This is a genomic window from Kribbella sp. NPDC056951, from assembly GCF_042674205.1.
GTDB classification, from domain to species: Bacteria; Actinomycetota; Actinomycetes; order Propionibacteriales; family Kribbellaceae; genus Kribbella; species Kribbella yunnanensis.
In genome coordinates this window covers 183,705-205,340 of record NZ_JBHUQZ010000004.1, presented here as the reverse complement: position 1 = coordinate 205,340, position 21,636 = coordinate 183,705, and the positions used below count along the sequence as shown (strand labels likewise).

25 protein-coding genes and 1 tRNA gene are annotated in these 21,636 nt (G+C 67.6%); 17 read left to right on the top strand and 9 right to left on the bottom strand.

The window, feature by feature from the left end:
* The first annotated feature begins 2 nt into the window (after window positions 1-2).
* The gene (locus tag ACFTSF_RS19020) at window positions 3-665 is read left to right on the top strand and encodes a transglutaminase family protein (RefSeq protein ID WP_380154989.1); all 663 of its coding nucleotides are present in this window, start codon (window positions 3-5) and stop codon (window positions 663-665) included.
* Window positions 662-1,450 (top strand): maleate cis-trans isomerase, encoded by a 789-nt coding sequence (locus ACFTSF_RS19015; RefSeq protein ID WP_380154988.1) that lies wholly within the window; start codon window positions 662-664, stop codon window positions 1,448-1,450. The genes ACFTSF_RS19020 and ACFTSF_RS19015 overlap by 4 nt, the downstream gene beginning before the upstream one ends.
* Window positions 1,451-1,506: 56 nt before the next feature.
* Here the strand turns inward: ACFTSF_RS19015 and ACFTSF_RS19010 are convergent, their stop codons facing one another.
* Together ACFTSF_RS19010 and ACFTSF_RS19005 are read right to left on the bottom strand one after the other, a co-directional pair.
* Window positions 1,507-2,610, bottom strand: coding sequence for an IS701 family transposase (locus tag ACFTSF_RS19010; RefSeq protein WP_380154987.1), 1,104 nt, complete (start codon window positions 2,608-2,610; stop codon window positions 1,507-1,509).
* A 235-nt stretch (window positions 2,611-2,845) separates the two neighbouring features.
* A complete protein-coding gene (locus tag ACFTSF_RS19005; RefSeq protein WP_380154986.1) occupies window positions 2,846-4,072 on the bottom strand; it encodes an RNA polymerase sigma factor in 1,227 nt (408 codons plus the stop codon).
* A 32-nt stretch (window positions 4,073-4,104) separates the two neighbouring features.
* Between ACFTSF_RS19005 and ACFTSF_RS19000 the strand changes: the two genes are divergently transcribed.
* Window positions 4,105-4,539 (top strand): VOC family protein, encoded by a 435-nt coding sequence (locus ACFTSF_RS19000; RefSeq protein WP_344165562.1) that lies wholly within the window; start codon window positions 4,105-4,107, stop codon window positions 4,537-4,539.
* Between the two features lie 9 nt (window positions 4,540-4,548).
* Here the strand turns inward: ACFTSF_RS19000 and ACFTSF_RS18995 are convergent.
* The 3 genes from ACFTSF_RS18995 to bcp form a co-directional block, all read right to left on the bottom strand.
* Window positions 4,549-4,629, bottom strand: a tRNA-Leu gene (locus ACFTSF_RS18995).
* Between the two features lie 48 nt (window positions 4,630-4,677).
* The gene (locus ACFTSF_RS18990) at window positions 4,678-6,336 is read right to left on the bottom strand and encodes a substrate-binding and VWA domain-containing protein (protein WP_344165559.1); all 1,659 of its coding nucleotides are present in this window, start codon (window positions 6,334-6,336) and stop codon (window positions 4,678-4,680) included.
* A gap of 302 nt (window positions 6,337-6,638) precedes the next feature.
* The gene (gene bcp, locus ACFTSF_RS18985; protein WP_344165556.1) at window positions 6,639-7,106 is read right to left on the bottom strand and encodes a thioredoxin-dependent thiol peroxidase; all 468 of its coding nucleotides are present in this window, start codon (window positions 7,104-7,106) and stop codon (window positions 6,639-6,641) included.
* 202 nt (window positions 7,107-7,308) lie between these two features.
* Between bcp and ACFTSF_RS18980 the strand changes: the two genes are divergently transcribed.
* Genes ACFTSF_RS18980 through ACFTSF_RS18955 form a run of 6 tightly spaced genes read left to right on the top strand, consistent with a single transcriptional unit; the run spans window position 7,309 to window position 12,272 of the window.
* The gene (locus ACFTSF_RS18980; protein ID WP_380155293.1) at window positions 7,309-8,808 is read left to right on the top strand and encodes a circularly permuted type 2 ATP-grasp protein; all 1,500 of its coding nucleotides are present in this window, start codon (window positions 7,309-7,311) and stop codon (window positions 8,806-8,808) included.
* 16 nt (window positions 8,809-8,824) lie between these two features.
* Entirely contained in the window at window positions 8,825-9,769 is a 945-nt protein-coding gene (locus tag ACFTSF_RS18975; protein WP_344165550.1) for an alpha-E domain-containing protein, read from the top strand.
* Entirely contained in the window at window positions 9,766-10,608 is an 843-nt protein-coding gene (locus tag ACFTSF_RS18970; protein WP_380154985.1) for a transglutaminase domain-containing protein, read from the top strand. Before ACFTSF_RS18975 ends, ACFTSF_RS18970 begins: the two co-directional genes overlap by 4 nt.
* Before the next feature lie 4 nt (window positions 10,609-10,612).
* Complete coding sequence (locus tag ACFTSF_RS18965) at window positions 10,613-11,656, top strand: glucose 1-dehydrogenase (protein ID WP_380154984.1); 1,044 nt, start codon at window positions 10,613-10,615, stop codon at window positions 11,654-11,656.
* Window positions 11,657-11,673: 17 nt separating this feature from the next.
* Window positions 11,674-11,937 (top strand): DUF3618 domain-containing protein, encoded by a 264-nt coding sequence (locus ACFTSF_RS18960; protein WP_344165541.1) that lies wholly within the window; start codon window positions 11,674-11,676, stop codon window positions 11,935-11,937.
* Between the two features lie 41 nt (window positions 11,938-11,978).
* Window positions 11,979-12,272 (top strand): GroES family chaperonin, encoded by a 294-nt coding sequence (locus tag ACFTSF_RS18955; RefSeq protein ID WP_376026441.1) that lies wholly within the window; start codon window positions 11,979-11,981, stop codon window positions 12,270-12,272.
* Between the two features lie 11 nt (window positions 12,273-12,283).
* On the opposite strand, the gene ACFTSF_RS18950 is transcribed toward ACFTSF_RS18955, so the two are convergent.
* Entirely contained in the window at window positions 12,284-12,661 is a 378-nt protein-coding gene (locus ACFTSF_RS18950; RefSeq protein ID WP_380154983.1) for a DoxX family protein, read from the bottom strand.
* An 86-nt stretch (window positions 12,662-12,747) separates the two neighbouring features.
* On the opposite strand from ACFTSF_RS18950, the gene ACFTSF_RS18945 reads away from it, so the two are divergent.
* Genes ACFTSF_RS18945 through ACFTSF_RS18920 form a run of 6 tightly spaced genes read left to right on the top strand, consistent with a single transcriptional unit; the run spans window position 12,748 to window position 18,440 of the window.
* Window positions 12,748-13,233: a MarR family transcriptional regulator gene (locus ACFTSF_RS18945; RefSeq protein ID WP_344165534.1), complete on the top strand. Its 486-nt coding sequence runs from the start codon at window positions 12,748-12,750 to the stop codon at window positions 13,231-13,233.
* On the top strand, window positions 13,221-14,087 hold the full coding sequence (locus ACFTSF_RS18940; RefSeq protein ID WP_380154982.1) for an alpha/beta fold hydrolase: 867 nt from the start codon (window positions 13,221-13,223) through the stop codon (window positions 14,085-14,087). The genes ACFTSF_RS18945 and ACFTSF_RS18940 overlap by 13 nt, the downstream gene beginning before the upstream one ends.
* Entirely contained in the window at window positions 14,084-15,190 is a 1,107-nt protein-coding gene (gene dapC, locus ACFTSF_RS18935; protein ID WP_380154981.1) for a succinyldiaminopimelate transaminase, read from the top strand. The genes ACFTSF_RS18940 and dapC overlap by 4 nt, the downstream gene beginning before the upstream one ends.
* 49 nt (window positions 15,191-15,239) lie before the next feature.
* On the top strand, window positions 15,240-16,406 hold the full coding sequence (locus ACFTSF_RS18930; RefSeq protein ID WP_380154980.1) for an amino acid deaminase/aldolase: 1,167 nt from the start codon (window positions 15,240-15,242) through the stop codon (window positions 16,404-16,406).
* Complete coding sequence (locus ACFTSF_RS18925) at window positions 16,403-17,707, top strand: D-arabinono-1,4-lactone oxidase (RefSeq protein ID WP_380154979.1); 1,305 nt, start codon at window positions 16,403-16,405, stop codon at window positions 17,705-17,707. The genes ACFTSF_RS18930 and ACFTSF_RS18925 overlap by 4 nt, the downstream gene beginning before the upstream one ends.
* A gap of 10 nt (window positions 17,708-17,717) precedes the next feature.
* The gene (locus tag ACFTSF_RS18920) at window positions 17,718-18,440 is read left to right on the top strand and encodes a PIG-L deacetylase family protein (RefSeq protein WP_380154978.1); all 723 of its coding nucleotides are present in this window, start codon (window positions 17,718-17,720) and stop codon (window positions 18,438-18,440) included.
* Between the two features lie 74 nt (window positions 18,441-18,514).
* Here ACFTSF_RS18920 and ACFTSF_RS18915 read toward each other — a convergent pair whose 3' ends face one another.
* Both ACFTSF_RS18915 and ACFTSF_RS18910 read right to left on the bottom strand, forming a co-directional pair.
* Window positions 18,515-18,928 (bottom strand): hypothetical protein, encoded by a 414-nt coding sequence (locus ACFTSF_RS18915; protein WP_380154977.1) that lies wholly within the window; start codon window positions 18,926-18,928, stop codon window positions 18,515-18,517.
* Between the two features lie 39 nt (window positions 18,929-18,967).
* Complete coding sequence (locus ACFTSF_RS18910) at window positions 18,968-19,504, bottom strand: DUF6817 domain-containing protein (protein ID WP_380154976.1); 537 nt, start codon at window positions 19,502-19,504, stop codon at window positions 18,968-18,970.
* Between the two features lie 237 nt (window positions 19,505-19,741).
* Between ACFTSF_RS18910 and ACFTSF_RS18905 the strand changes: the two genes are divergently transcribed.
* On the top strand, window positions 19,742-19,879 hold the full coding sequence (locus tag ACFTSF_RS18905; RefSeq protein WP_344165511.1) for a hypothetical protein: 138 nt from the start codon (window positions 19,742-19,744) through the stop codon (window positions 19,877-19,879).
* Here the strand turns inward: ACFTSF_RS18905 and ACFTSF_RS18900 are convergent.
* Window positions 19,865-20,779 (bottom strand): LysR family transcriptional regulator, encoded by a 915-nt coding sequence (locus ACFTSF_RS18900; protein WP_344165508.1) that lies wholly within the window; start codon window positions 20,777-20,779, stop codon window positions 19,865-19,867. The genes ACFTSF_RS18905 and ACFTSF_RS18900 overlap by 15 nt on opposite strands.
* A 113-nt stretch (window positions 20,780-20,892) precedes the next feature.
* Between ACFTSF_RS18900 and ACFTSF_RS18895 the strand changes: the two genes are divergently transcribed.
* On the top strand, window positions 20,893-21,636 hold the full coding sequence (locus ACFTSF_RS18895; RefSeq protein ID WP_380154975.1) for an SDR family oxidoreductase: 744 nt from the start codon (window positions 20,893-20,895) through the stop codon (window positions 21,634-21,636).

Here is a 21,636-nt window from a genome sequence, read left to right as displayed (position 1 = left end):
CCATGAACCTGCACGAGCTGACCCGGCCGACCGAGTTCCTCGACTACGAGACCGACGAGGTCCAGGCCTTCGTCGACCATGCCGTCAAGGACCGCTCGGCCGACCCGACGACCAACGCGATCGAGCTGTACTACGCCGTACGCGACGGGATCTTCTACGAGGTGTACGACGCCGACCTGTCGCCCGAGGGGCTGAAGGCGTCGAGCACGGTCCGGGCCAAGTCCGGCTTCTGCCTGCACAAGTCCGCGGTCTACGCGGCGGCTGTGCGCGCCGTCGGCATCCCGTCGCGCCTCGTGTACGGCGATGTGCGCAACCACCTTGCCTCGCCGCGACTGATCGAGCACATTGGTGGTGACGTCTTCTTCCACGGCCTCACCCAGGTCCACCTGAACGGCAAGTGGGTCAAGGCCACACCGGTCTTCAACAAGATGCTCTGCAAGCTGTACGGCATGGAGGCCCTCGAGTTCGACGGCCTCAGCGACAGCCTCTACCACCCGTACGCCGAGGGTGGCGGGTCGATGGAGTTCCTCACCGACCACGGCAGCTTCGACGACGTCCCGTACGAGTTCGTCATCGCCACCATGCGCGCCAAACACCCCAAGTTCCTCTCGGGCACGGGAACCGTCGCCGGCGGGAGTCTCGCCGCAGAAGGGACAATTCGATGAGCAATGCACCACTTGACGGCTGGGACGCGAGCACCCGGATCGGAGTCGTCGTACCGCATGCCGATGTCGGTCCCGAGGCCGAGCTCCAGGCGATGGCTCCTTCGTCGGTGTCGATTCACGGATCGCGGATCCACTTCGCCGCAATGCGGGCCGGTGGCGAGATGGACGAGAAGATCCCGCACGACCCGGTCCGCGCGTTCGTCGAACCGCCGTTCCTGGACCAGGCTGTGGAGCTCGTCGCCGCGAGCCCGCTGCATGCCCTCGCGCTCGCCTTCACCTCGTCGAGCTATGTGCTGAAGGCGAAAGGGGAGGAGGAGCTCTTCGAACGACTCGCCCCCGTCACTCGCGGTCTGCCGATCACCGGCACGACCGTGGCGGCTCGGGCGGCGTTCCGCGCGCTCGGTGCACACAAGATCGCGATCGTGAATCCGCCGTGGTTCGACGACGTCCTCTCGCAACAGGGCGCCGACTACTTCGGTGAGTTCGGGTTCGACGTCGTACATCATGGGCCGTGCGGTCTGCCGTCGAACCAGAAGGCGATCACGCCGACCAACCTGTCGGCCTGGATCCGTACGACGGTCGCCGCCCACCAGCCGGACGCCGTATTGGTTGCTGGTAACGGGATTCGCGCGGTCGGGACGATCAAGCCGCTCGAGGAGGAGCTCGGTTTCCACGTGGTCACCGCGAACCAGGTGATCATGTGGCACGCGCTGCACCTCGCGGATGCCGCGCACATCGCGGCCGGCATCACCGACTACGGTCATCTCTTCAGCACCAAGCCGTAAACACCAGTCAGGGCCGCGCTCTTCGACGTACTGAAGAGCGCGGCCCTGCTGTGTCGTCAGGCGACCTGGCGCAGGTGGCGCACTGCCAACTGCTGATAGTTGTACGCCGCGGAGACCAGCGTCATGTGGTGATGCCAGCCCGGGTACGAGCGGCCCTCGAAGTCCCGCAGACCGAAGTCCCGCTCGAGGCGGCCGATGGTGGTCGCGGTCGTTGTCTGCGCGTCCACCAGTGCGAGCAGTTCGCCGAAGGGCCGGTTCGTCATGTTTGTCAGCCAGAGACCACCAGGACGGCCGCGGTCGTCCTCCGGGCGCGCGAACAGGCGATAGGTGCGTTGCAGACCCGGCCTGGTGTGGGTGCGCGGCAGGTAGACGAGGCCGGACGGGTGCGGCGCGTGGCCGGCGCGTCCGTCCAGGAACTGCGCGGCGCGCACCGGTGCGCCTTCAGCACACTGCCGGGCGGCCAGGTGGCTGCCGGGCTGCAGCAGCAGGTTGTCCGGTACGGCGACCACGAAGTCGTGACCGCGTTCGACCAGTCCGCGGATCATCGCGGACGTGTCCAGGTATCCGACCATGTCGGCCACCACCGGCAGCGAGTCCTCGGTCGCGTAGAGCGCCAGGCCGTTGGTCAGCTTCAAGGCGTTGGGGATCGCCGAGGCCGCCGTTGCGGTGCCCGGGATCCGGGCCTGCCGGCGGCGCGCGCTGTCGGACCACTCCTCGGGGATCAGCAGGTTCCAGGCCACCGGCAGGTCGCCGGTGCTCGACGAGAGGAAAGCGCCGATCCCGATCTGGCAGTTGACGGTCCGGCCGGTCTGCCGAATGAACCGGCGGTGCACACCGCAGGACTGCCCGCCGCGCTTCGGGAGCACCACCGGCGCGAGGCTCCAGCAGCGGGGCTGCGTGTGCCGCTCGACCCAGCGGGTGATCTCGGTCTGGATGGGTTCCCATTCCCAGGGGCTCGCATTGACGAACTGGTGCAGGGCCTGGGCCGCGGTATCGGAATCGGTGACGGCGGCTGCCATCCGCCGGACCGTCTTCTTGCCCGGTGTCGTGAGGAGTCCCTGCACGTACACCTCGGCCCACCGCCGCTGATCGGCCCTGGGTATTCGTCTGAACAACTGGTCGGTAAATCCGTCGAAGCTCGTCGATCGCGCAGCCGTCACTGAAGTTCCTCCCCTGAGGCCCACCGGGGCTGGTGGACGCCCTCAAGAGAATAAAGAACAACCGCTATGTTTTTTAGGCCTTTCGCGGCACCTCGCTGCAACTTCACCATGTTGCCAAGTCACGTTCGGCAAAAGCTCCCCGGAGTTATCACTTGGGTAATTGTGCAGTTACCGTGCGGGTATTCGGCCAAGCGTTTGGATGGATTGTTTCGACCTGAATTGAATAGTTTCCGGGCTAGCCCAGTTGATCGCGGCGACGGCCCAGAAAAGCTGCTTCGGCAGTGTTCCCGGCGAGGGTGATCGCCTGGTCGTAGGCAGCCCGCGAATCGTCGCTGCGACCGAGCCGGCGGAGCAGATCGGCGCGGGTCGCGTGGTAGGCGTGATAGCCCGACAGTGCCGGTTCCAGCTCGTCGATCGCGGCCAGCGCTACCTCCGGTCCATCCAGCTCGGCGATGGCGATGGCTCGGTTGAGCGCCACCACAGGCGAGGGGTCCACGCGGATGAGCTGGTTGTAGAGAGCGACGATCTGCGACCAGTCGGTGTCTCGGACATCGCGAGCCGACGTGTGTACGGCGTTCACCGCCGCGAGGATCTGATACCGCCCGGGGGCGACACCGGCGGCCAGGCGTTCGCGGACGAGCTGATGCCCTTCCGCGATCAGCTCGGCGTCCCAGACTCCGCGGTCCTGCTCCCCGAGCGGAACCAGCTCCCCGGTCGCCGACACCCTCGCCGTACGGCGGGCTTCGGTCAGCAGCATCAGTGCCAGCAACCCCGCGACCTCGCCGTCGGTGGGCAGCAGCCCGCGGATCAGGCGGGTCAGGCGGATCGCCTCGGCGGTGAGGTCCGCGCGGACCGGATCTGTGTCGGGACCGGTCGCGAGATAGCCCTCGTTGAAGACCAGGAACAACACCGCGAGTACGCCGGTCACTCGCGCCGGAAGGTCCTCTGTCGCCGGCACCCGGTAGGGGATCTTGGCCGCCTTGATCTTCGCCTTCGCGCGGGTGATCCGCTGGCCCATCGTGGTCTCCTGCACGAGGAACGCCCGCGCGATCTCCGGCACGGTCAGCCCACCGACCATCCGCAACGTCAACGCCACCCGCGTCTCCGGCGCCAGGGCCGGATGGCAGCACGTGAAGATCAGCCGCAGCCGCTCATCGTCGATCACCCCGAGCGGCTCGACAGGTTCGTCGTACGCGAGCTGAGCTTCCTTCTGCCGGTCGTCGCGCTTGCTCTCCCGCCGGAGCCGGTCGATGGCCTTCCGGTTCGCCGTCGTCGTCAGCCACGCACCTGGATTGGGCGGTACGCCGTCACTCGGCCACCGCTCCACCGCCACCGCGAACGCCTCGGCCGCAGCCTCCTCGGCCACGTCCAGATCCCCGAACCGCCGAGCCAGCCCGGCCACCACCCGAGCCCACTCCTCGCGGTGGACCCGGCTGATCGCGTCATCCACGGAAACAGCCACCTCGACAAGTTAATGCAAATAGGGTGGAGGGCATGGCAACGGTCAGGCAGTTTCAGGTGACGTTCGACTGCGCAGAACCCGAGCGGGTAGCGCGGTTCTGGTGCGAGGTGCTCGGGTACGAGGTGCCGCCGCCCCCGAAGGGCTTCGCGTCCTGGACCGAGTTCGACCAGTCCCTCCCGGCGGAGAGTCAGGGCTCCGCGTTCGCCTGCGTCGACCCCACCGGCGTCGGGCCGCGCCTGTTCTTCCAGCGCGTCCCCGAAGGCAAGGTCGTCAAGAACCGTGTGCACCTCGACGTCCGCGCCGGAACCGGCCTCGTCGGCGACGAGCGGCTCGCCACCCTCCAGGCCGAATCCGACCGCCTCGTCGCGCTTGGCGCCGTACAAGGCCAGATCCTGTACGCCGACGGCATCAACGAGTCGTGCATCAACATGCAGGACGTCGAGGGCAACGAGTTCTGCCTCGACTAGTCAGGGTTGTGCCAGAGGCGGGACTCGAACCCGCACGCCCAAGGGCACCGGCACCTAAAGCCGGCGTGTCTGCCGTTCCACCACTCTGGCCGGGGAAAGAGCTCCCCTAGGACAGACATCCTAGGGGAGCGGGTTGCGTCAGCGGCTCTGCAGGGCGTCGATGAACACCTGGCGGAGGTCGCTGGGGTTGTCGGCGACGTAGGAGCGGCCGCCGGTGGCCTGGGCCAGGCGGCTGAGCTCGTTGGCGTTGACGTCCGGGCCCATGCCGAGGGCGATGATGCGGACCGGGCGGTCGGGGTCGTTGAGACTCTGCAGGCTGCGGATGGTCGCGTCCAGGTCGGAGCTGCCCGGGTCGTCGTTCTTGCCGTCGGTGAACAGCAGGATCGAGTTGACCGCGTTCGGGTCGTAGTTGCTGCGCACCGCGCGGACGGCGGCGATCGCGGTCTGGTAGAGACCGGTGCCGCCGTTCGGGATCGGCTTCTGCTGCTTCAGGACGTTGCCGATCGTGTTGCGCTGCTTCGGTGACAGCGGCGCGATCGGAACCAGCTTGTTGTAGTCGGCGCCGTCCTTGCCGACGTTCGAGGAGAACGTCCACAGGCCGAGGGAGGCGCTGTCCGGGAACAGCGAGAGGCCGCCGCTGGCCGCCTCGATGGTGAGCTGCATCCGGGTCTTGTTGCCGACCTTCTCCGCCATCGAGCCGGAGACGTCGATCACCGCGAGCGAGTGGGTGGACAGCGAGAGCCGGCTCCAGGTGCCGAGCGTGCGGTCGATCGAGTCGGCGTTCGGCTTCGGGAGCTGGTTGATCTCACCGACGCCACGGCCGCCGCTGAGCTGACCGAGCAGCTGGTCGCGGAAGCCGGCCTGGTCGCGGGCCTGGCCGGCGGCGTCGCCGATCATCTCCCCGCCGAGTGTCTTGGCTGCCTCGGTCGCTTTGGCGGTGTCGCCCTTGGCGGTGACCACGACCGGGTAGTCGAGTGAGAGCGTGCCGGTGGCCGGCATGACGGCCTTGAGCTCGCCCTCGGGGTGCTCTTCCTGGTACTTCACGAACGCCTGCTCGGAGGCCGGGACGATGACGTCGCTGCCCTCCTGGCTGGCGCGGCCGAAGAGCGCGTTCACATCGGTGAACGGCTTGGGCATCGAGCCGAGACGCTGCGCGAGCGGTACGACGACGTTGTTCACCGTGGTGTTGGACGTCGAGGTCTGCTGCCGCTCGGCCTGGATCGCCAGCAGCGTGAGCGCACCCGGCGACGTACCCAAGGGGTCGAGCAGGGCCGGCTGCGCGCCGCCGAGGGCCCGCAGCCAGGACGACGTGTCGGCGAAGTTCGTGTTGCGGCCGACCAGGACCATCGGCGAGCTGGCGACCGACGGTACGGCGACGGACGGGACGGTCTCGCCGTCGTCGGCCTGGGAGACCCAGAGTGAGGAGTCCGGGATCCAGATGTCGGGGCGGTCGTCGGCACCGGTCGCGAGGCTCCGGGCGACCTTGGCCGCCGGCGTACCGGTGATCGTGAACTGCAGACACGGAACGCCGTCCTTGCCGCCCTTGGCCGACAGCGACTTGGCCGCGGTCTCGATGGCGGGCTGCAGTTCGGGTGCGGTGGTCAGCTTGATCTGCGTGGGGTCGTCGCAGGATTTACCCCCGAGGATCCCGTCGGAGCCGGACTCCGAGCCGAAGGACCGGACTACGAAGACGCCGCCGATCGACAGCACCAGTAGTCCGACCGCGGTGATGTACACCGGCCGGCGGTTGTTGTTGCTCTTGTTACTTCGCGTTACCGCAGAGGAATGCTTTCCCATCGCGGTTGGTCCCTCCCTCCCAGAGGCTCACTGCGCGCGCAGAGTACCCGGTTTCGGCAGGTCAGAGCGAAGTTCACCGCGAACCGAAACGGCTTCTCCGGAATACTGCAACGGGCTCCGGAGTACTGCTCGTTCACAGGAAAGCGGGAAATCTCACGGTGGGTGATGCCGTAGCTGCGGATCGCTGAACTAGCGGTGTGATCCAAATCACACCAGCCGGACCGGCCTCTGGACCGCTCACATGAAACGGTCGAAGGTTTCCCTCCGCAAACGGCGTCCGGCCGGTGAATCAGCAACCAGGTCTACAGCCCCAGATCACGCCGCAACTTGGCCACGTGACCGGTCGCTTTCACGTTGTACTGCGCGACCGCGATCTTGCCGTCCGGGTCGACCACGAAGGTCGACCGGATCACCCCGGTCACCTTCTTGCCGTACATGGTCTTCTCCCCGAAGGCGCCGTACGCCGTCAGCGTTTCCTTCTCCGGGTCGCTGAGCAGCGGGAACGTCACGCCGTCGCGCTCGCGGAACTTGGCCAGCTTGGCCGGCTTGTCGGGGGAGATCCCCAGTACGGCGTACCCGGCGGCCTGCAGTGAGTCCAGCGAGTCGCGGAAGTCGCAGGCCTGCTTGGTGCAGCCCGGGGTCATCGCGGCCGGGTAGAAGTAGACGATCACGTTCTTGCCGCGCAGGTCCTTCAGCGCGACGTCGTTGCCGTCGGCATCCTGGAGGGTGAAATCAGGTGCGGTGTCACCGACGGACAGACGTTCGGACATCAGGCCCTCCACGGATCGAGTGAGATGCCCGCAATGTTACGTGCGTGAAAACTCTGACCGGGTCGCAGGGGGCACGCCTCTCGTTCCAGGTGCGGACAAGGCTTTCGTGAGTGAGGATGCGGACATGAGTCGCCGCCCGGAACCTCAGTTGTTCGCCGGATACCTCGATCCGCGCCGGCCGCATGCCGATGCGTACGACGAGATGTTCGATCCGGTCGACGGTGTCCGGACGGCGTACAAGCGGCTGCACGATTCGCTCAGCCCGTTGCAGCCGGGGGACCTGACGACCCGGTCCGAGGCGCTGGACCGCGCACTGGTCGACCAGGGCATCACGTTCAGCCTGTCCGGCCAGGAGCGGCCGTTCCCACTCGACCTGGTGCCGCGGGTCATCACGGCCTCGGAGTGGGCTCGGCTGGAGCGCGGAATCGTGCAGCGGGTGCGCGGGCTGGAGGCGTTCCTGGCTGACATCTACGGCGACCAGCAGATCGTGAAGGACGGCGTACTGCCGCGCCGGCTGATCACCTCCTGCGAGCACTTCCACCGGCAGGCCGCCGGCATCGTCCCGCCGAACGGCGTCCGGATCCACGTGGCCGGGATCGACGTAGTGCGTGACGAGCAGGGCGACTTCCGGGTGCTGGAGGACAACCTGCGTAGTCCGTCCGGAGTGTCCTACGTGATGGAGAACCGCCGGACGATGGCGCGAGTCTTTCCGGACCTGTTCGCCAAGCACCGGGTGCGGCCGGTCGGCGACTATGCGGTGCACCTGCTCAGATCACTCCGCGCTGCGGCTCCACCGGGTGCCACTGACCCGAATGTCGTCGTACTGACACCAGGCGTCTTCAACTCGGCGTACTTCGAGCACTCGCTGCTGGCCCGGCAGATGGGGGTCGAGCTGGTCGAGGGCCGCGACCTGTTTGCCCGGAACAACGTCATCTACCTGCGGACCACCGAGGGTGAACAGCGGGTCGATGTAATCTACCGGCGGATCGACGACGACTTCCTCGACCCCGTGCACTTCGTACCGGACTCCGTGCTCGGTGTCGCGGGCCTGGTGAACGCGGCACGTGCGGGCAACGTGGTGATCGCGAACGCGATCGGAAACGGTGTCGGTGACGACAAGCTCGTCTATACCTACCTGCCGGAGATCCTGAAGTACTACCTCGGTGAAGCGCCGCTACTGCCCAACGTGGACACCTACCGCTGCTGGCTGCCCGCTGAACACGATGAGGTGCTGGACCGGCTCGACGAACTGGTCACCAAGCCCGTGGAGGGTTCTGGCGGCTATGGCATCGTCTTCGGACCGGATGCCTCGCCCAAGGAGTTGCAGGCCCAGCGGCGCCGGATCAAGACGAATCCACGCGGGTGGATCGCACAGCCCGTCGTACAGCTGTCGACTGTGCCGACCAAGGTCGGTGGACGGCTCAAGCCACGGCATGTGGACCTGCGGCCGTTTGCAGTCAACGACGGGGACTCCGTCTTCGTACTGCCGGGTGGACTGACCAGAGTGGCGATTCCCGAGGGCAGTCTGATCGTCAACTCGTCGCAGGGTGGCGGTTCCAAGGACACCTGGGTTCTGGCGCCACGTGCTTCGACCGGAATCGCCGAGCTCAGCGGCGCAGGACTCGGTGTGACCTCGGACGACGCAGCCACTCCGGAACGCGGACCGGAACTCAATATCGCCCAGCAACAGCAGCAACAGTGATGGGGAGGTGCTGACGATGCTCGCACGCAACGCCGAATCGCTGTACTGGATCGGCCGGTACGTCGAACGCGCGGACGACACCGCGCGGATTCTCGACGTCTCGGTTCACCAGCTGCTCGAGGATGCCTCGGTGGACGCCGACACGGCCAGCCGGACCCTGCTGCACGTGCTCGGGATCAACCCGCCCGACGGTGCACCGCTGGACGTGTGGGGTCTGACCGAGCTGGTCGCCATGTCACCGGAGACCGGCTCGATCATCTCGTCGATCTCCAGTGCCCGGGAGAACACCCGCGTCGCCCGAGAGGTGGTGTCGAGTGAGCTCTGGGAGTGCATCAACGCGACGTACAACGCCGTACCGGAGCGGCAGCGTGCTGCCCGGCGGCTGGGGCCGCACGGGTTCCTGACGTTCGTGGAGGACCGGGCGGCGATGTTCGCTGGGCTGGCGGACTCCACGATGAGCCGTGACGACGGGTGGCGGTTCCTGGTGCTGGGGCGCTCGGTGGAGCGGGTCGACATGATCGTCCGGCTGCTGATGTCGCGTGTGGGTGACAAGCCGACGTCTCCCGGGTGGGTGACAGTACTGCGCTCTGCGGGTGCGCACGACACGTATCTGCGCACCTATCGGGGTGCACTCGATGCGTCCCGGGTCGTGCAGTTCCTGCTGCTTGACCGGCTGTTCCCGCGGTCGGCGTTCCACGCACTGCTGCAGGCTGAGGCGTGCCTGGAGGAGCTCGACCGCGGTCCGACGGCTCGGATCGGTACCGGTGCGGAGGCGTCCCGGTTACTGGGGAAGGCGCGGAGCGACCTGGAGTTCCTGCGCCCGGCCGAACTGCTCGACAACCTCACTGGTCGGTTGCAGGCGTTGCAGACCACAGTGCGCGAGGTCGGTGAGGCAGTGTCTCGCCAGTACTTCCACGCCGTGCCCTGGATCGAGTGGAACAACGCGGAGGTGAACCTGTGAAGTGGCGTCTGCGTGTAGTGCACACAACTGGCTACCGGTACGACGGTCCGGTCGCCCAGTCCTACAACGAGGCTCGGCTCACCCCCCGCAGTGATGACCGGCAGAACCTGATGGTTGCGCGGCTGGAGACTGTCCCCTCCACACGTGCCTACAAGTACACGGACTACTGGGGTACTGAGGTCAACGCCTTCGACCTGTTCACCCCGCACACCGAGCTGAAGGTCGTCGCGGCCTCCGTGGTCGAGACGACCGGCCGGCCGCTTCCCGCGGTCGATGCGTCCTGGAACGAGGTGCGGTCCTCGGAGTCCGTCGACCTGTACGCCGAGTACCTCGAATGGACCAGCTACGTTCCGAAGCACCGCGAGCTGACCGCTGTGGCTCGCGGACTGCGCAAGGGGCGGACTCCCCAGGAGACGGTTCTCGCGGTCTCCAAGTGGGTGCACGACACCCTCAAGTACCAGCGCGGCACGACAGGCGTGCACTCGTCGGCCATCGACGCGTGGCAGGCCGGTGAGGGAGTGTGTCAGGACTACGCGCATCTCACGCTCGCCATGCTGCGTGCTGTCGGTATCCCGAGCCGCTACGTCTCCGGCTACCTGCACACCAAGCCCAACGCGGCAGTGGGTGAAACAGTCGTCGGTGAGAGCCATGCGTGGATCGAAGCGTGGACCGGTGAGTGGTGGGGCTTCGACCCGACCAACGACATTCCGATCGCGCACCGGCACGTCTGGGTTGCCACTGGTCGCGACTACGCCGACGTGTCTCCGTTGAAGGGCATCTACTCGGGTGGCGCGGCCACGGCGATCGAGGTGACAGTGGACATGACCCGGTTAGCCTGAGCCCATGCGGGCGATGACCATCACACCGGGCAAGGCTGACTCGGCGCGGTTGGGTGAGGTGGCAGAGCCGCCGTCCACCGACGGATCGGTCCTCGTCGAAGCCCTGCTGACAGGTATCTGCGGGACCGACCTCGAGCTGGTGTCAGCTCACTTCGGCTCTGCTCCGCCGGGCTCTGATGAACTGGTCATCGGCCATGAGTCGCTGGGCCGCGTCCTCGAAGCACCTGCGGGTTCCGGCTTCGCACCGGGTGACCTGGTCGCCGGAGTGGTCCGCCGGCCCGACCCTGTGCCCTGTCCGGCGTGTGCACGCGGTGAGTGGGACTTCTGCCGCAACGGCCTGTACCGCGAGCGCGGCATCAATTTGATGGACGGGTACGGCGCTGAGCGGTGGCGCGTCGACCCCTATTTCGCCGTACCGGTCCCGGCTGAGCTCGGAAACCTCGGAGTCCTGGTGGAACCGGCCAGTGTGCTCACCAAGAGCTGGGAACAGATCGATGCGGTCGGACAGCGGTCCTGGTACGGGCCCGAGCACGTCCTGATCACCGGGGCCGGGCCGATCGGGCTCCTGGCCGCCATGGTCGCGCGGCAGCGCGGGTACGACGTCCATGTGCTCGACCGGATGTCCGACGGGCTCAAGCCGGAGCTGGTCCGGGCACTCGGGGCCAGCTATCTGACGGACCTCAGCCAGCTGCCCGTCGTACCGGATGTGGTCATCGAAGCGACTGGGGTCGGGCAGGTGGTGTTCGACTGCGCCAAGCTGCTGGGGCCGGCCGGGGTGATGTGTCTGATCGGAATCTCGCCAGGGCCGGCGTCGATCGACGTACAGCTCGATGCGCTGGTCCGGCAGCTCGTGGTGCGCAACGTCGCGCTGATCGGCGTAGTGAACGCCGGCAAGCGGCACTACGCCGACGCTGTGGACGTGCTGCAGGCGGCCGATCCGGACTGGCTGGCGCGCCTGATCACCAGGACCGTCCCGCTGTCCGACTGGACGTCGGCGCTGGCCCGGGAGCCGGACGACATCAAGGTGGTCGTGGACATGCAGGGCTGACCTGCGAGGATGGGGGTATGTCGGAGACGAAAGCTCGGACCGCCGAGCAGATCGAAGCGGACATCGCCGCCACCCGGGCCCGGCTGGCCTCGACCGTGGACGAGCTGGTCGACCGCGCGCACCCGAAGAACGTGGCCCTGCGGCAGGTCGAGCAGGCCAAGTCCCAGGTCTTCGACGAAACCGGGCAGCTGCGCACCCAGAAGGTCGTCGCGGTCGCCGGTGCGGCCGTCGGCGTGGTGGCCGTCCTGCTGCTGATCCGTCGCCTGGTGGGACGCCGGTGACTGCTCGCAAGAAGCTGACCGACGACAAGCTGCCGGTCCGGATGCTGCACGACCGCGTCCTGGTCTCGCTGGAGGCCGAGGGTGAGCGGAAGTCGTCAGCGGGCATCCTGATTCCGGCCACCGCCCAGATGGGCCGCCGGCTGGCCTGGGCGAAGGTCGTCGCGATCGGCGCCAACGTCCGGACCGTCGAGGTCGGCGACCGGGTCCTGTTCGACCCGGAGGACCGGGCCGAGGTCGAGGTCCGGGGCGACGACTACATCCTGCTGCGTGAGCGCGATCTGCACGCCGTCGCCTCCAACCGGCTCGAGGACGGTCAGACCGGCCTCTACCTCTGAGAGCCCTCTGATCAGAAGCTGTTCGGGCCGAACCGGAAGATCGCGACCACGACGGCCAGCACCAGGATCACCGCGTTGATGATGATCGGCTGGTTCTCCTTGCGGCGGCCGTGCGTGACGATCGCGCCGAGCATGATCACCGCCAGGCCGACGGCGGCCAGCGGGGTCAGGATCGGGGCGATGTCGAGGACCGCCGGCAGGATCAGGCCGATCGCGCCGAGCACTTCGGCCGTGCCGATCAGCTTGATGGTGCCGGCCGAGAAGTCCTCGACCCACTGCATGTTCGGGTTCGCGAGCAGCTTGCGGCGCGACTGCGCCAGCTTGGTCGCGCCCGCCGCCAGGAAGAAGGCGGCCAGGACTCCGGCGAGGATCCACAGAAAGACGTTCATAGCCCACTCTCGGTGATGAGTTGATGTTTCAACCCAAGGTAGGTCGTTAAGACTTGAAGCGTCAACAAATCGCGTAAACTATTGGCGTGGCGGAGACGAACGAAGACACCCGGTGGCTCGAGCCCCATGAGCTCGCGGCCTGGATGTCCCTGGCCGGACTGATGTTCAAGCTGCCCGGAGCACTCGACTACCAGCTCCAACGGGACTCCGGTCTGACCCATTTCGAGTATCTGGTGCTCGCTGGGCTGTCCGAATCACCGGACCGGTCCCGGCGGATGAGTGATCTGGCCGGATTCGCCAACGGCTCGCTGTCGCGGCTGTCGCATGTGGTCAAACGGCTGGAGCGGCGCGGCTTCGTCGTACGGCGTCCTGCTGCGGACGACGGCCGGATCACCGTCGCCACCCTGACGGATGCCGGCTACGCGTTCCTCGTGGACGCAGCGCCCGGACATGTCGGTACCGTCCGCGAGTATGTGATCGATGCGCTCACGCCGGAGCAACTCGCTCAGCTGAAGGCCATCGCCGACCAGATCCTCCAGAGAGTGGACCCAGGCAAGCCATGCAGCGAATAAGACCGCCCTTCGCCCTCCTGGAGCGGGTTGCGCCTGCTCTGGGCGCCGCACTGCTCTACCGGACGTGGTTCCAGGTCCGCGACGTACCGGAGAAGGTGCGCGCGCCGCGTGCCGGTCTCCCCGAGGCAACGCCGTTCCAGGTCGGCGCAGTGCGCGGACGCGCGTACGGCGAGGGGCCGCTGGTCTACCTGGTCCACGGGTGGGCCGGCTGGGGCCTGCAGCTCGGCGCGTACGTCGCTCCGCTGGTCGAGCAGGGTTTCCGGGTCATCACGTACGACGCCCCGAGCCATGGGGACGCGGATCCCGGAGAGCTGGGCCCAGGCAGGTCCACCATGCTGGAAGCCTCGGAAGCCCTCCAAGCCGTCGTGGCTGAGCACGGCCCGGCGCACGGCCTGATCGCGCACTCGGGCGGCGCCGTTGCGACTGCGCTGGCGCTGCGGGCCGGCCTGAAGGTGGAGCGGATGGTGTTTGTTGCCGCAGCCACCGACTTCAGCGAGACACTCGACCAGTTCGCGGCGCTGCTCGGATTCGGACCGCGGGTCCGCGCTGGGTTCCTGTCGCGCTTCCAGCGAGACTTCGGACCCCTCGAGGACTTCGCGCTGCCGAACGTGATCGCCGGGCTCGACCTGCCGCCGCTGCTGCTGATTCACGACCGCGCTGACCCGGAGACGTCGTACCAGGGGAGTGTTGCGCTGCTCGACCAGTGGCCGGGTTCACGGCTGGAAACGAGCGATGGGCTGGGGCACCGACGAGTGTTGCGGGATGCGGCGCTGGTGCAGCAGGCGGTGGACTTTCTCGCGGAGCGGGCGCCCGGGGATGGGCCGGCGGTTGTGCGGGAGACAATGGGGGAGTGAAATTCGAGACCTCCAGCCGGTTGCCCGACTTCCCGTGGGACAAGCTCGCCCCTTACAAGGCCAAGGCGGCCGCCCATCCGGACGGCATCGTCGACCTGTCCGTGGGCAGTCCCGTCGACCCGGTGCCCGCTCTGGTGCAGAAGGCGCTGGCTGACGCGGCGAACGCACCGGCGTACCCGACCACGATCGGTACGGCGTCCGCTCGGCAGGCCGCTGTCGATTGGATGGCCCGCCGGCTCGGAGTGGTCGGCGTGGACCCGCAGGACGGCGTACTGCCGGTCATCGGGACCAAAGAGCTGATCATGATGCTGCCGACGCTTCTCGGTGTCGGTGCTGGGGACACTGTGCTGATCCCCGACCTGGCCTACCCGACGTACGAGGCCGGTGCGGCGCTGGTGCGCGCAACCAGCGTGCCGGTGGCGGACCCGACGGCGTACGACGGCGGTCCGGTCCGGGTCGCGTACCTGAACTCGCCGCGCAACCCGTCTGGGCAGATCACGCCTGCGGAAGACCTGCGGCGGGCTGTCGAGTGGGCGCGGGCGAACGACGTACTGCTGGTGAGTGACGAGTGCTACGCCGAGTTCGGCTGGGACGAGAAGCCGGTGTCTGTGCTGCACCCTGACATCTGCGGTGGGAGCTTGGACAACCTGCTTGCGGTGCACTCGCTCTCCAAGCGCTCCAACCTGGCCGGCTACCGCGGCGGATTCGTTGCGGGTGACGAGACGGTGGTCGCGGAGCTGCTCGCAGTCCGCAAGCACGCCGGACTGATGGTGCCGTCGCCGATCCAGGCGGCCATGGCTGCTGCGTTCGCCGATGACACCCATGTGGACGAGCAGCGCGAGCGCTACCTCCGTCGCCGTACCCTCTTGCGCGACGCGCTCACCGGGGCCGGCTGGAACATCACCCTGTCCAACGGCGGGCTCTACCTGTGGGCGGACCACCCGACGTACGACTCCTATGGGTCGGTGGCCGCTCTTGCTGAGCACGGCATCCTGGTCGCGCCGGGCACTTTCTACAGCCCGGACGCCGATCGCCACATCCGGGTCGCGCTGACCGGCACCGACGAGCGCGTCGAGGCTGCGGCCGCCCGGCTGAGCAGCTAACTCCAAAAGATGTATTACCTTTCAGTATTTCTTCGCTTACACTCCGAAGATGGGTGAGTTCGAGCGATACGGACGGCTGACCGCGGGCTTGGAAGCCCCGTTCGCCGTGGTGGATCTGGCCGCGTTCCGGCGGAACGCGGACGATTTGGTCCGCCGAGCCGCCGGGACCCCGATCCGGGTCGCGTCCAAGTCGGTGCGGTGCCGGCCGCTGCTCGCGGCCGCGCTGGAGCGGCCCGGGTTCCACGGGGTGATGGGCTACTCACTGGTGGAGGCGCTCTGGCTGGCCGAGAACGGTGTCGACGACATCCTGCTCGGCTACCCGACCGCGCACCGCACTGCGCTGCGCGAGCTGGCCGCCAACCCCGAGGCGGCCGCGAAGATCACGCTGATGATCGACTCACCTGAGCACCTGGCGTTCATTCGGTCGGTGACCTCTGGTGGTGACGCTGGCGGCGCCAAGATTCAGGTCGCGCTCGACGTCGACGCGTCGCTGCGGGTCTTCGGCCAGCACCTCGGCGTACGGCGGTCGCCGCTCCGCACCCCGGATGACGTCACCGCGCTGGCTCGCCAGGTTGTCGCGGACGATGCGTTCGAGCTGACCGGCGTGATGTTCTACGAGGCGCAGATCGCCGGTCTGCCTGACACGTCCCCGGCCGTGCGCTGGGTGAAGCGTCGCTCCGCCGCTGAGCTCGCCGACCGGCGTGGTGCGGTCGTGGACGCGGTCAAGCAGCTCGGTCCGCTGCGGATCGTCAACAGCGGGGGCACCGGCAGCCTGGAGATCAGCAGTGCCGACCCGGCCGTCACCGAGGTCACCGCCGGCTCCGGTCTCTACGGTCCGACTCTCTTCGACAAGTACGACATCTTCCAGCCCGAACCCGCGGTCGCGTACGCCCTGGACGTCGTACGCCGGCCCGCGCCCCGGATCGCCACCCTCTTCGGCGGCGGCTATGTCGCGTCCGGCCCCGCCAAGAAGTCCCGCCTGCCATCACCCGCTTGGCCGGCCGGCCTGAAGCTTTTGGGCACAGAAGGTGCCGGAGAAGTGCAGACTCCGGTCCTTGGAAAGTCCGCCGACGGCCTGCATCTTGGAGATCGAGTCTGGATGCGCTACGCGAAGGCGGGGGAGATGTTCGAGCGATTCGAGGTCGTTCACGCGATCGACGGCGACGTGGTCACCGAGCTGACGACCTACCGAGGTGAGGGGCGGAACTTCGGATGAGCCACACCTTTCGGAACTGGTCCGGCACTGAGGCGGCTACCGGGGTTGAGGTGCTGCGGCCGGGGTCGGTCGACGAGTTGGCTGCGGCGGTCAAGGCTGCGGCGGAGCAGGGCAAGAAGCTCAAGGCAGTTGGTTCCGGTCACTCGTTCACTGGTTGTGCGGTGCCTGAGCAGGTGATGGTTCGCCTCGACGGGTTGTCCGCGATCACCAATGCCGACCAGGAGTCTGGGCGCGTCACGGTCGGCGCGGGGACGGGGTTGCGCAAGCTGAATGCCGGCTTGGCCGCGTTCGATCTTGCGATGGCGAACCTTGGCGACATCGACAAGCAGACCATCTCGGGCGCGATCTCCACCGGCACACACGGGACCGGGGCTCGTCTCGGCGGAATCGCCACTCAGATCGCCGCACTCGACCTGGTCACGGCCGATGGTTCGATCCTGCACTGCTCGTCGGAGGAGAACGCCGACGTCTTCAACGCGGCCCGAGTGTCGGTCGGCGCGCTCGGCGTGATCAGTTCGATCACCCTGCAGACCGTTCCCGCGTATCTGCTGCGTGCGCAGGAGATGCCGCTGCCGCTGGCCGAAGTGCTGGACGGTTTCGATCAACTTGCCGATGGCAACGATCACTTCGAGTTCTACTGGTTCCCGCACACCGACATCGCGCTGACCAAGCGCAACAACCGGGTCGCCGCGGGCGTCGGACCGTCGCCGGTCAACGCGATCCGTGGCTGGGTCGACGACGAGCTGCTGTCCAACCGCGTCTTCGAGCTCACCAACCGGCTGGCGATGAGACGGCCGACCTTGGTACCGCGAATCAACCGGTTGGCATCCCGCGCCCTCTCCGCCCGCGAGTACGTCGACGCGTCGTACAAGGTGTTCTGTTCCGAGCGCAACGTGCTGTTCCGCGAGTCCGAGTACGCCGTACCGCGTGAGCACGTGGTCGAGGTGCTGCACCGGCTTCGGCGCTGGATCGATGACTCGGGCCACCATTTCCCGTTCCCGATCGAGGTCCGGGTGGCTGCGGCCGACGACATCTGGTTGTCGACCGCGTCGGGCCGCGACACGGCGTACATCGCGATCCACCAGTACCACCGGCTGCCGCACGACCATTACTTCCAGGCCTTCGAGCGGATCGTCGCCGAGTACCAAGGGCGCCCGCACTGGGGCAAGCTGCACACCCTCGGTGCCGACGACCTCCGCGCCCGCTACCCGCACTTCGACGACTTCCTCGCCGTGCGCGATCGGGTAGACCCCGGCCGCACGTTCAGTAACCCGTACACGCGCAAGGTCTTCGGCGACTAGCCTGCACTCCATGAGTACTTCGGAGGGATTGCAGCCGGTCGACGAGGACTGGCAGAAGGCGCTGGCCGTGGTCGCGCACCCGGACGACCTGGAGTTCGGGTCGGCGGCGGCGATCGCGCGCTGGACCGCGCAGGGCAAGGAGATCGTGTATGTCCTGCTCACGTCGGGGGAGGCGGGGATCGACGGGATCGCACCCGACGAGTGCGGCCCGCTCCGCGAGGCCGAGCAGATCGAGTCGTCGCGGATCGTGGGAGTGTCGGCGGTCGAGTTCCTCGGTCAACCCGACGGCACGATCGAGTACGGCGTACCGCTGCGCCGCGTGATCGCCGAGGTGATCCGCCGGCACCAGCCGGAGATCGTGATCACGAACAACTTCCGCGACACCTGGGACGGCGACGTACTGCTGAACCAGGCCGACCACATCAACACCGGCCGCGCCACGCTGGACGCGGTCCGCGACGCGGCCAACCGCTGGATCTTCCCCGACGCCGGTGAGCGCTGGGGTGGCGTCAAGCAGGTCTGGGCGGCCGGCTCGCCGAACTCGCGGCATGCCGCCGACACCACCGACACGTTCAGCATCGGTGTCGAGTCCCTGAAGGCGCACAAGGCCTACATCGACGGCCTCAACTGGCCGCACTTCGACGCCGAAGAGTTCCTCGAAGGAACTTCCCGCCCCACCGGCACCGCGTTGGGCACCAAGTACGCCACCCGCTTCGAGGTCTTCACCCCGTAGCGCCAGGTCCGGTCGCGCAGGTGGGAGCATCGCGCGGTCGGCGGGCACACCGAACTGTCCGCCGACCGCTCGGCTCAGTCTGTCGGCAGCTCCTGCGCGGCCCGCAGCTGTGGAGGCGTCGGCTTCGGCCTCCGCGGTTCGCGATCTCCGGCGGGGTCGCCGGGACCACCCTGCGGCCCCATCCAGGAACGCACCAGCGTGCGCCCGTGTTTGCGGGTGAGCCGGAGTAGGTCGACGCGCTCGACCTCGGTGGCGGCGATGCCGAGCTGGAACAGCGTCCGCTGCGCCATCGCGTAGGCCTGATCCTGCTTGCGGGCCGAGGACTTGTGCTGAAGAACGATCGCGATCTTCCCGTCGGGCAACTCGTCGAGTCGCTGGAACCGCAGTCCGCGGTCGAGCGGGTACGAGGTGAGCGACAGGGCGACGTACTCGGGCTCGGTCAGGCGGCGTACCGGCTTGGCGTGAGCAATCACTTCGTACCTGGACATACTTCGATCATGCGTCGCCCGGTCGCGGAACTCCAGAAATCAGAGCTGGAGGATCCGCTGCGCCTCGGCCAGCACAGCCGGCGAGGTCAGCGACTGCCAGCGCGGAATCTGCTCCTGCAGGAACGGACGCAGCTTGTCCGCGAGCTTCGGGGCGTGGTCGAGAACGTCGAGCTCGTTGACGATCGTGAGGTCGACGAACTCCCGCAGCTCCTCACCACTCAGCTCCTCCGAGGTACCGGTGAAGCGGTCGGTGACCGTGCGGTGCTCGGCCAGATCGCGCCAGCTGGTCTCGCGGTCGCAGGCGCCGTACCGATAGACGAGCAGCTCGGCCTCCGGGCCGATCACCGACTCGAGCACCGGCCGCTCGGTCTGCCAGTCGAACAGATGGGTCGGGAACCCGTCCGTCCCGTACGCCGCATGCGCGAGCCCCGCCAGCGTCAGCGTCTCCGACGCACCCAGCGTGGTGAGCCGCTTGGCGACGCGATGCAGATGCACGTAGAGGCTTCCGCCGGCATGGTCGATCTCGTCGGCACCGCGGACCAGCAACAACGAACCCAAGTCCTGGAAAGTGCTCATCTGACCCCTTCTCGGCGCCGGCCCAGGCACCAACCGTAAGGCCACAGGCCGCCGATCGCCCACCACCCCGGCGTGCCGATTCGGTCACACCCAGTTCACCCGCCGTTCCCGAGCCACTGTGCGCCCGCGACCGAAGCCACCCTGCACAAGGGAACCCCCGGAGGGCACCCCGGACCAGCCCCTGAAACCCGCGCCGCACCCTTTCGCCCAGCCCGTGCCGCGCGCCACGATTTCCTCATGAGCAACACCGCAGCCCGCTGGACCCTGATCGCGGCCTTGGCCGTCCTCACGCTCCTCACGATCACCATCACCACGCGCCTCGACGGCGCCCTCGACAAGCCGGCTCAGTCCACCGGACAGTCAGCTAGTAGGTGACGTGATCGGCAGTAGCACCCGGCTTGTCTCCTGCAGCAGTAATGGCAGGTACGGGTTCGGGTTGTGCACAGCCCACATGAGCGCCAGCTGATTCGGCGGCGCGTCGACCAAGGGCAGCCACACCAGCCGCGGGTGCGCGAAGTACGTGACCGTCGACGCCGGCGCGATCCAGCAGCCGTGACCCGCGGCCACCAGATGCAGGCACTCCTCCGGAGTCCGCCCCTCAGGCCCGAACACCGCCCGCGACCCGTCGGGGCGCGGATCGATGAACCAGAAGCTGACGACCGCCTCGGGCATCCCCTCGCGCGGACCCACCACCGGTACGTCGGCCAGGTCGGCGATCGTCAGGCTGTTCCGCCCGGTCAACGGGTGCCCGGGCGGTAGCGCGACCCAGCGGTCCTCGGCGAAGAGCGGGTGGATGACGAACCGCGGATCGTCGCCGATCGGCAACCACAGGAACGCAGCATCGGCGCGCCCCTCGACCAGGGCGTCGATCTCGTCCGGCAGGGTGTGCGAGGCGATCGGCTGCACCTCGAGATCCGGCGCCTGTCGACGCAGCGCCGCCTCGACCGCCGGCATGAAATGTGCGGTGCTCTGCGCCTTGAACGCGATCCGCAGTGGTTCGGACCGGCCGGCCGCGACCATCCGGGCCTCGGACATCATCGCCTCGGCGGACGACAGCAGCGCCTCGCCTTGTTTCAGGACAACCTGGCCGGCCGCGGTGAGCTCGATTCCCGACGGCAGCCGCACGACGAGCGGCGTACCGACGACGCGCTCGAGCTGACGGATCTGCCCGCTGACTGCCTGCTGGGTCAGATTCAGTCGCCGGGCGGCTCGCGTCATGCTGCCGTCCTCGGAGACGGCGGCCAGCGCTTGCAGGAGGCGCAAGCTCAGATCCACCTCTGCATCCTGTCACAACGAAATCTTGTGACCTCCCCAACAAGTCTCTGTTTCCGTTCAGTCGGATCACGCCGGACGATCGGAACAAGGCGACTTGATGGGAGAAAGTAAGTATGACGCTGCAGGGGAAAACCGCGCTCGTCACCGGCTCGTCGAAAGGGCTGGGCCGGGCGATCCTGCTCCGGCTCGCCGGGCAGGGTGCGAATGTCGTGGTCAACTATTCGCGCGACGAGAGCGCCGCGGCCGAGGTTCAGGCGGCCGCGGAGGCACTCGGCGTACAGGCGATCACGGTCGCGGCCGACGTGTCCCAGGTGGACGGGATCACTCAGGTCTTCGACGCCGCGATGAAGGCGTTCGGCCAGATCGACATCGTGGTCGCGAACGCGGGGATGGAGAAGGTGAACATCCCGGTCACCGACGTGACCGAGGAGGACTTCGACCTGCTCTTCCGGGTCAACACCAAGGGCCCGTACTTCGTCCTGCGCGAGGCGGCTCGCCGGATCGCGGACAACGGCCGGATCGTCACGATCTCGTCGAACACCACCACGGTTCCGCAACTCGGGGTCGGTCTCTACGGCACGAGCAAGGTGGCCACCGGATACCTGGCCCGGGTGCTCGCGCTCGAACTCGGACCACGCGGCGTGACCGTGAACACCGTCGTACCGGGTCCGATCGACGGCGCCGGCATCTTCACCGACCCGGCGAACGACGAGTACAAGCAGAGCCTGATCGAGATGGTGCCGATCGGGCGCCTCGGTACGACGGAGGACGTGGCGGGCGTCGTGGCGTTCCTGACCAGCGACGACGCCGGCCTGATCACCGGACAGCAGTTGGTCGCCGACGGCGGAATGCACTGA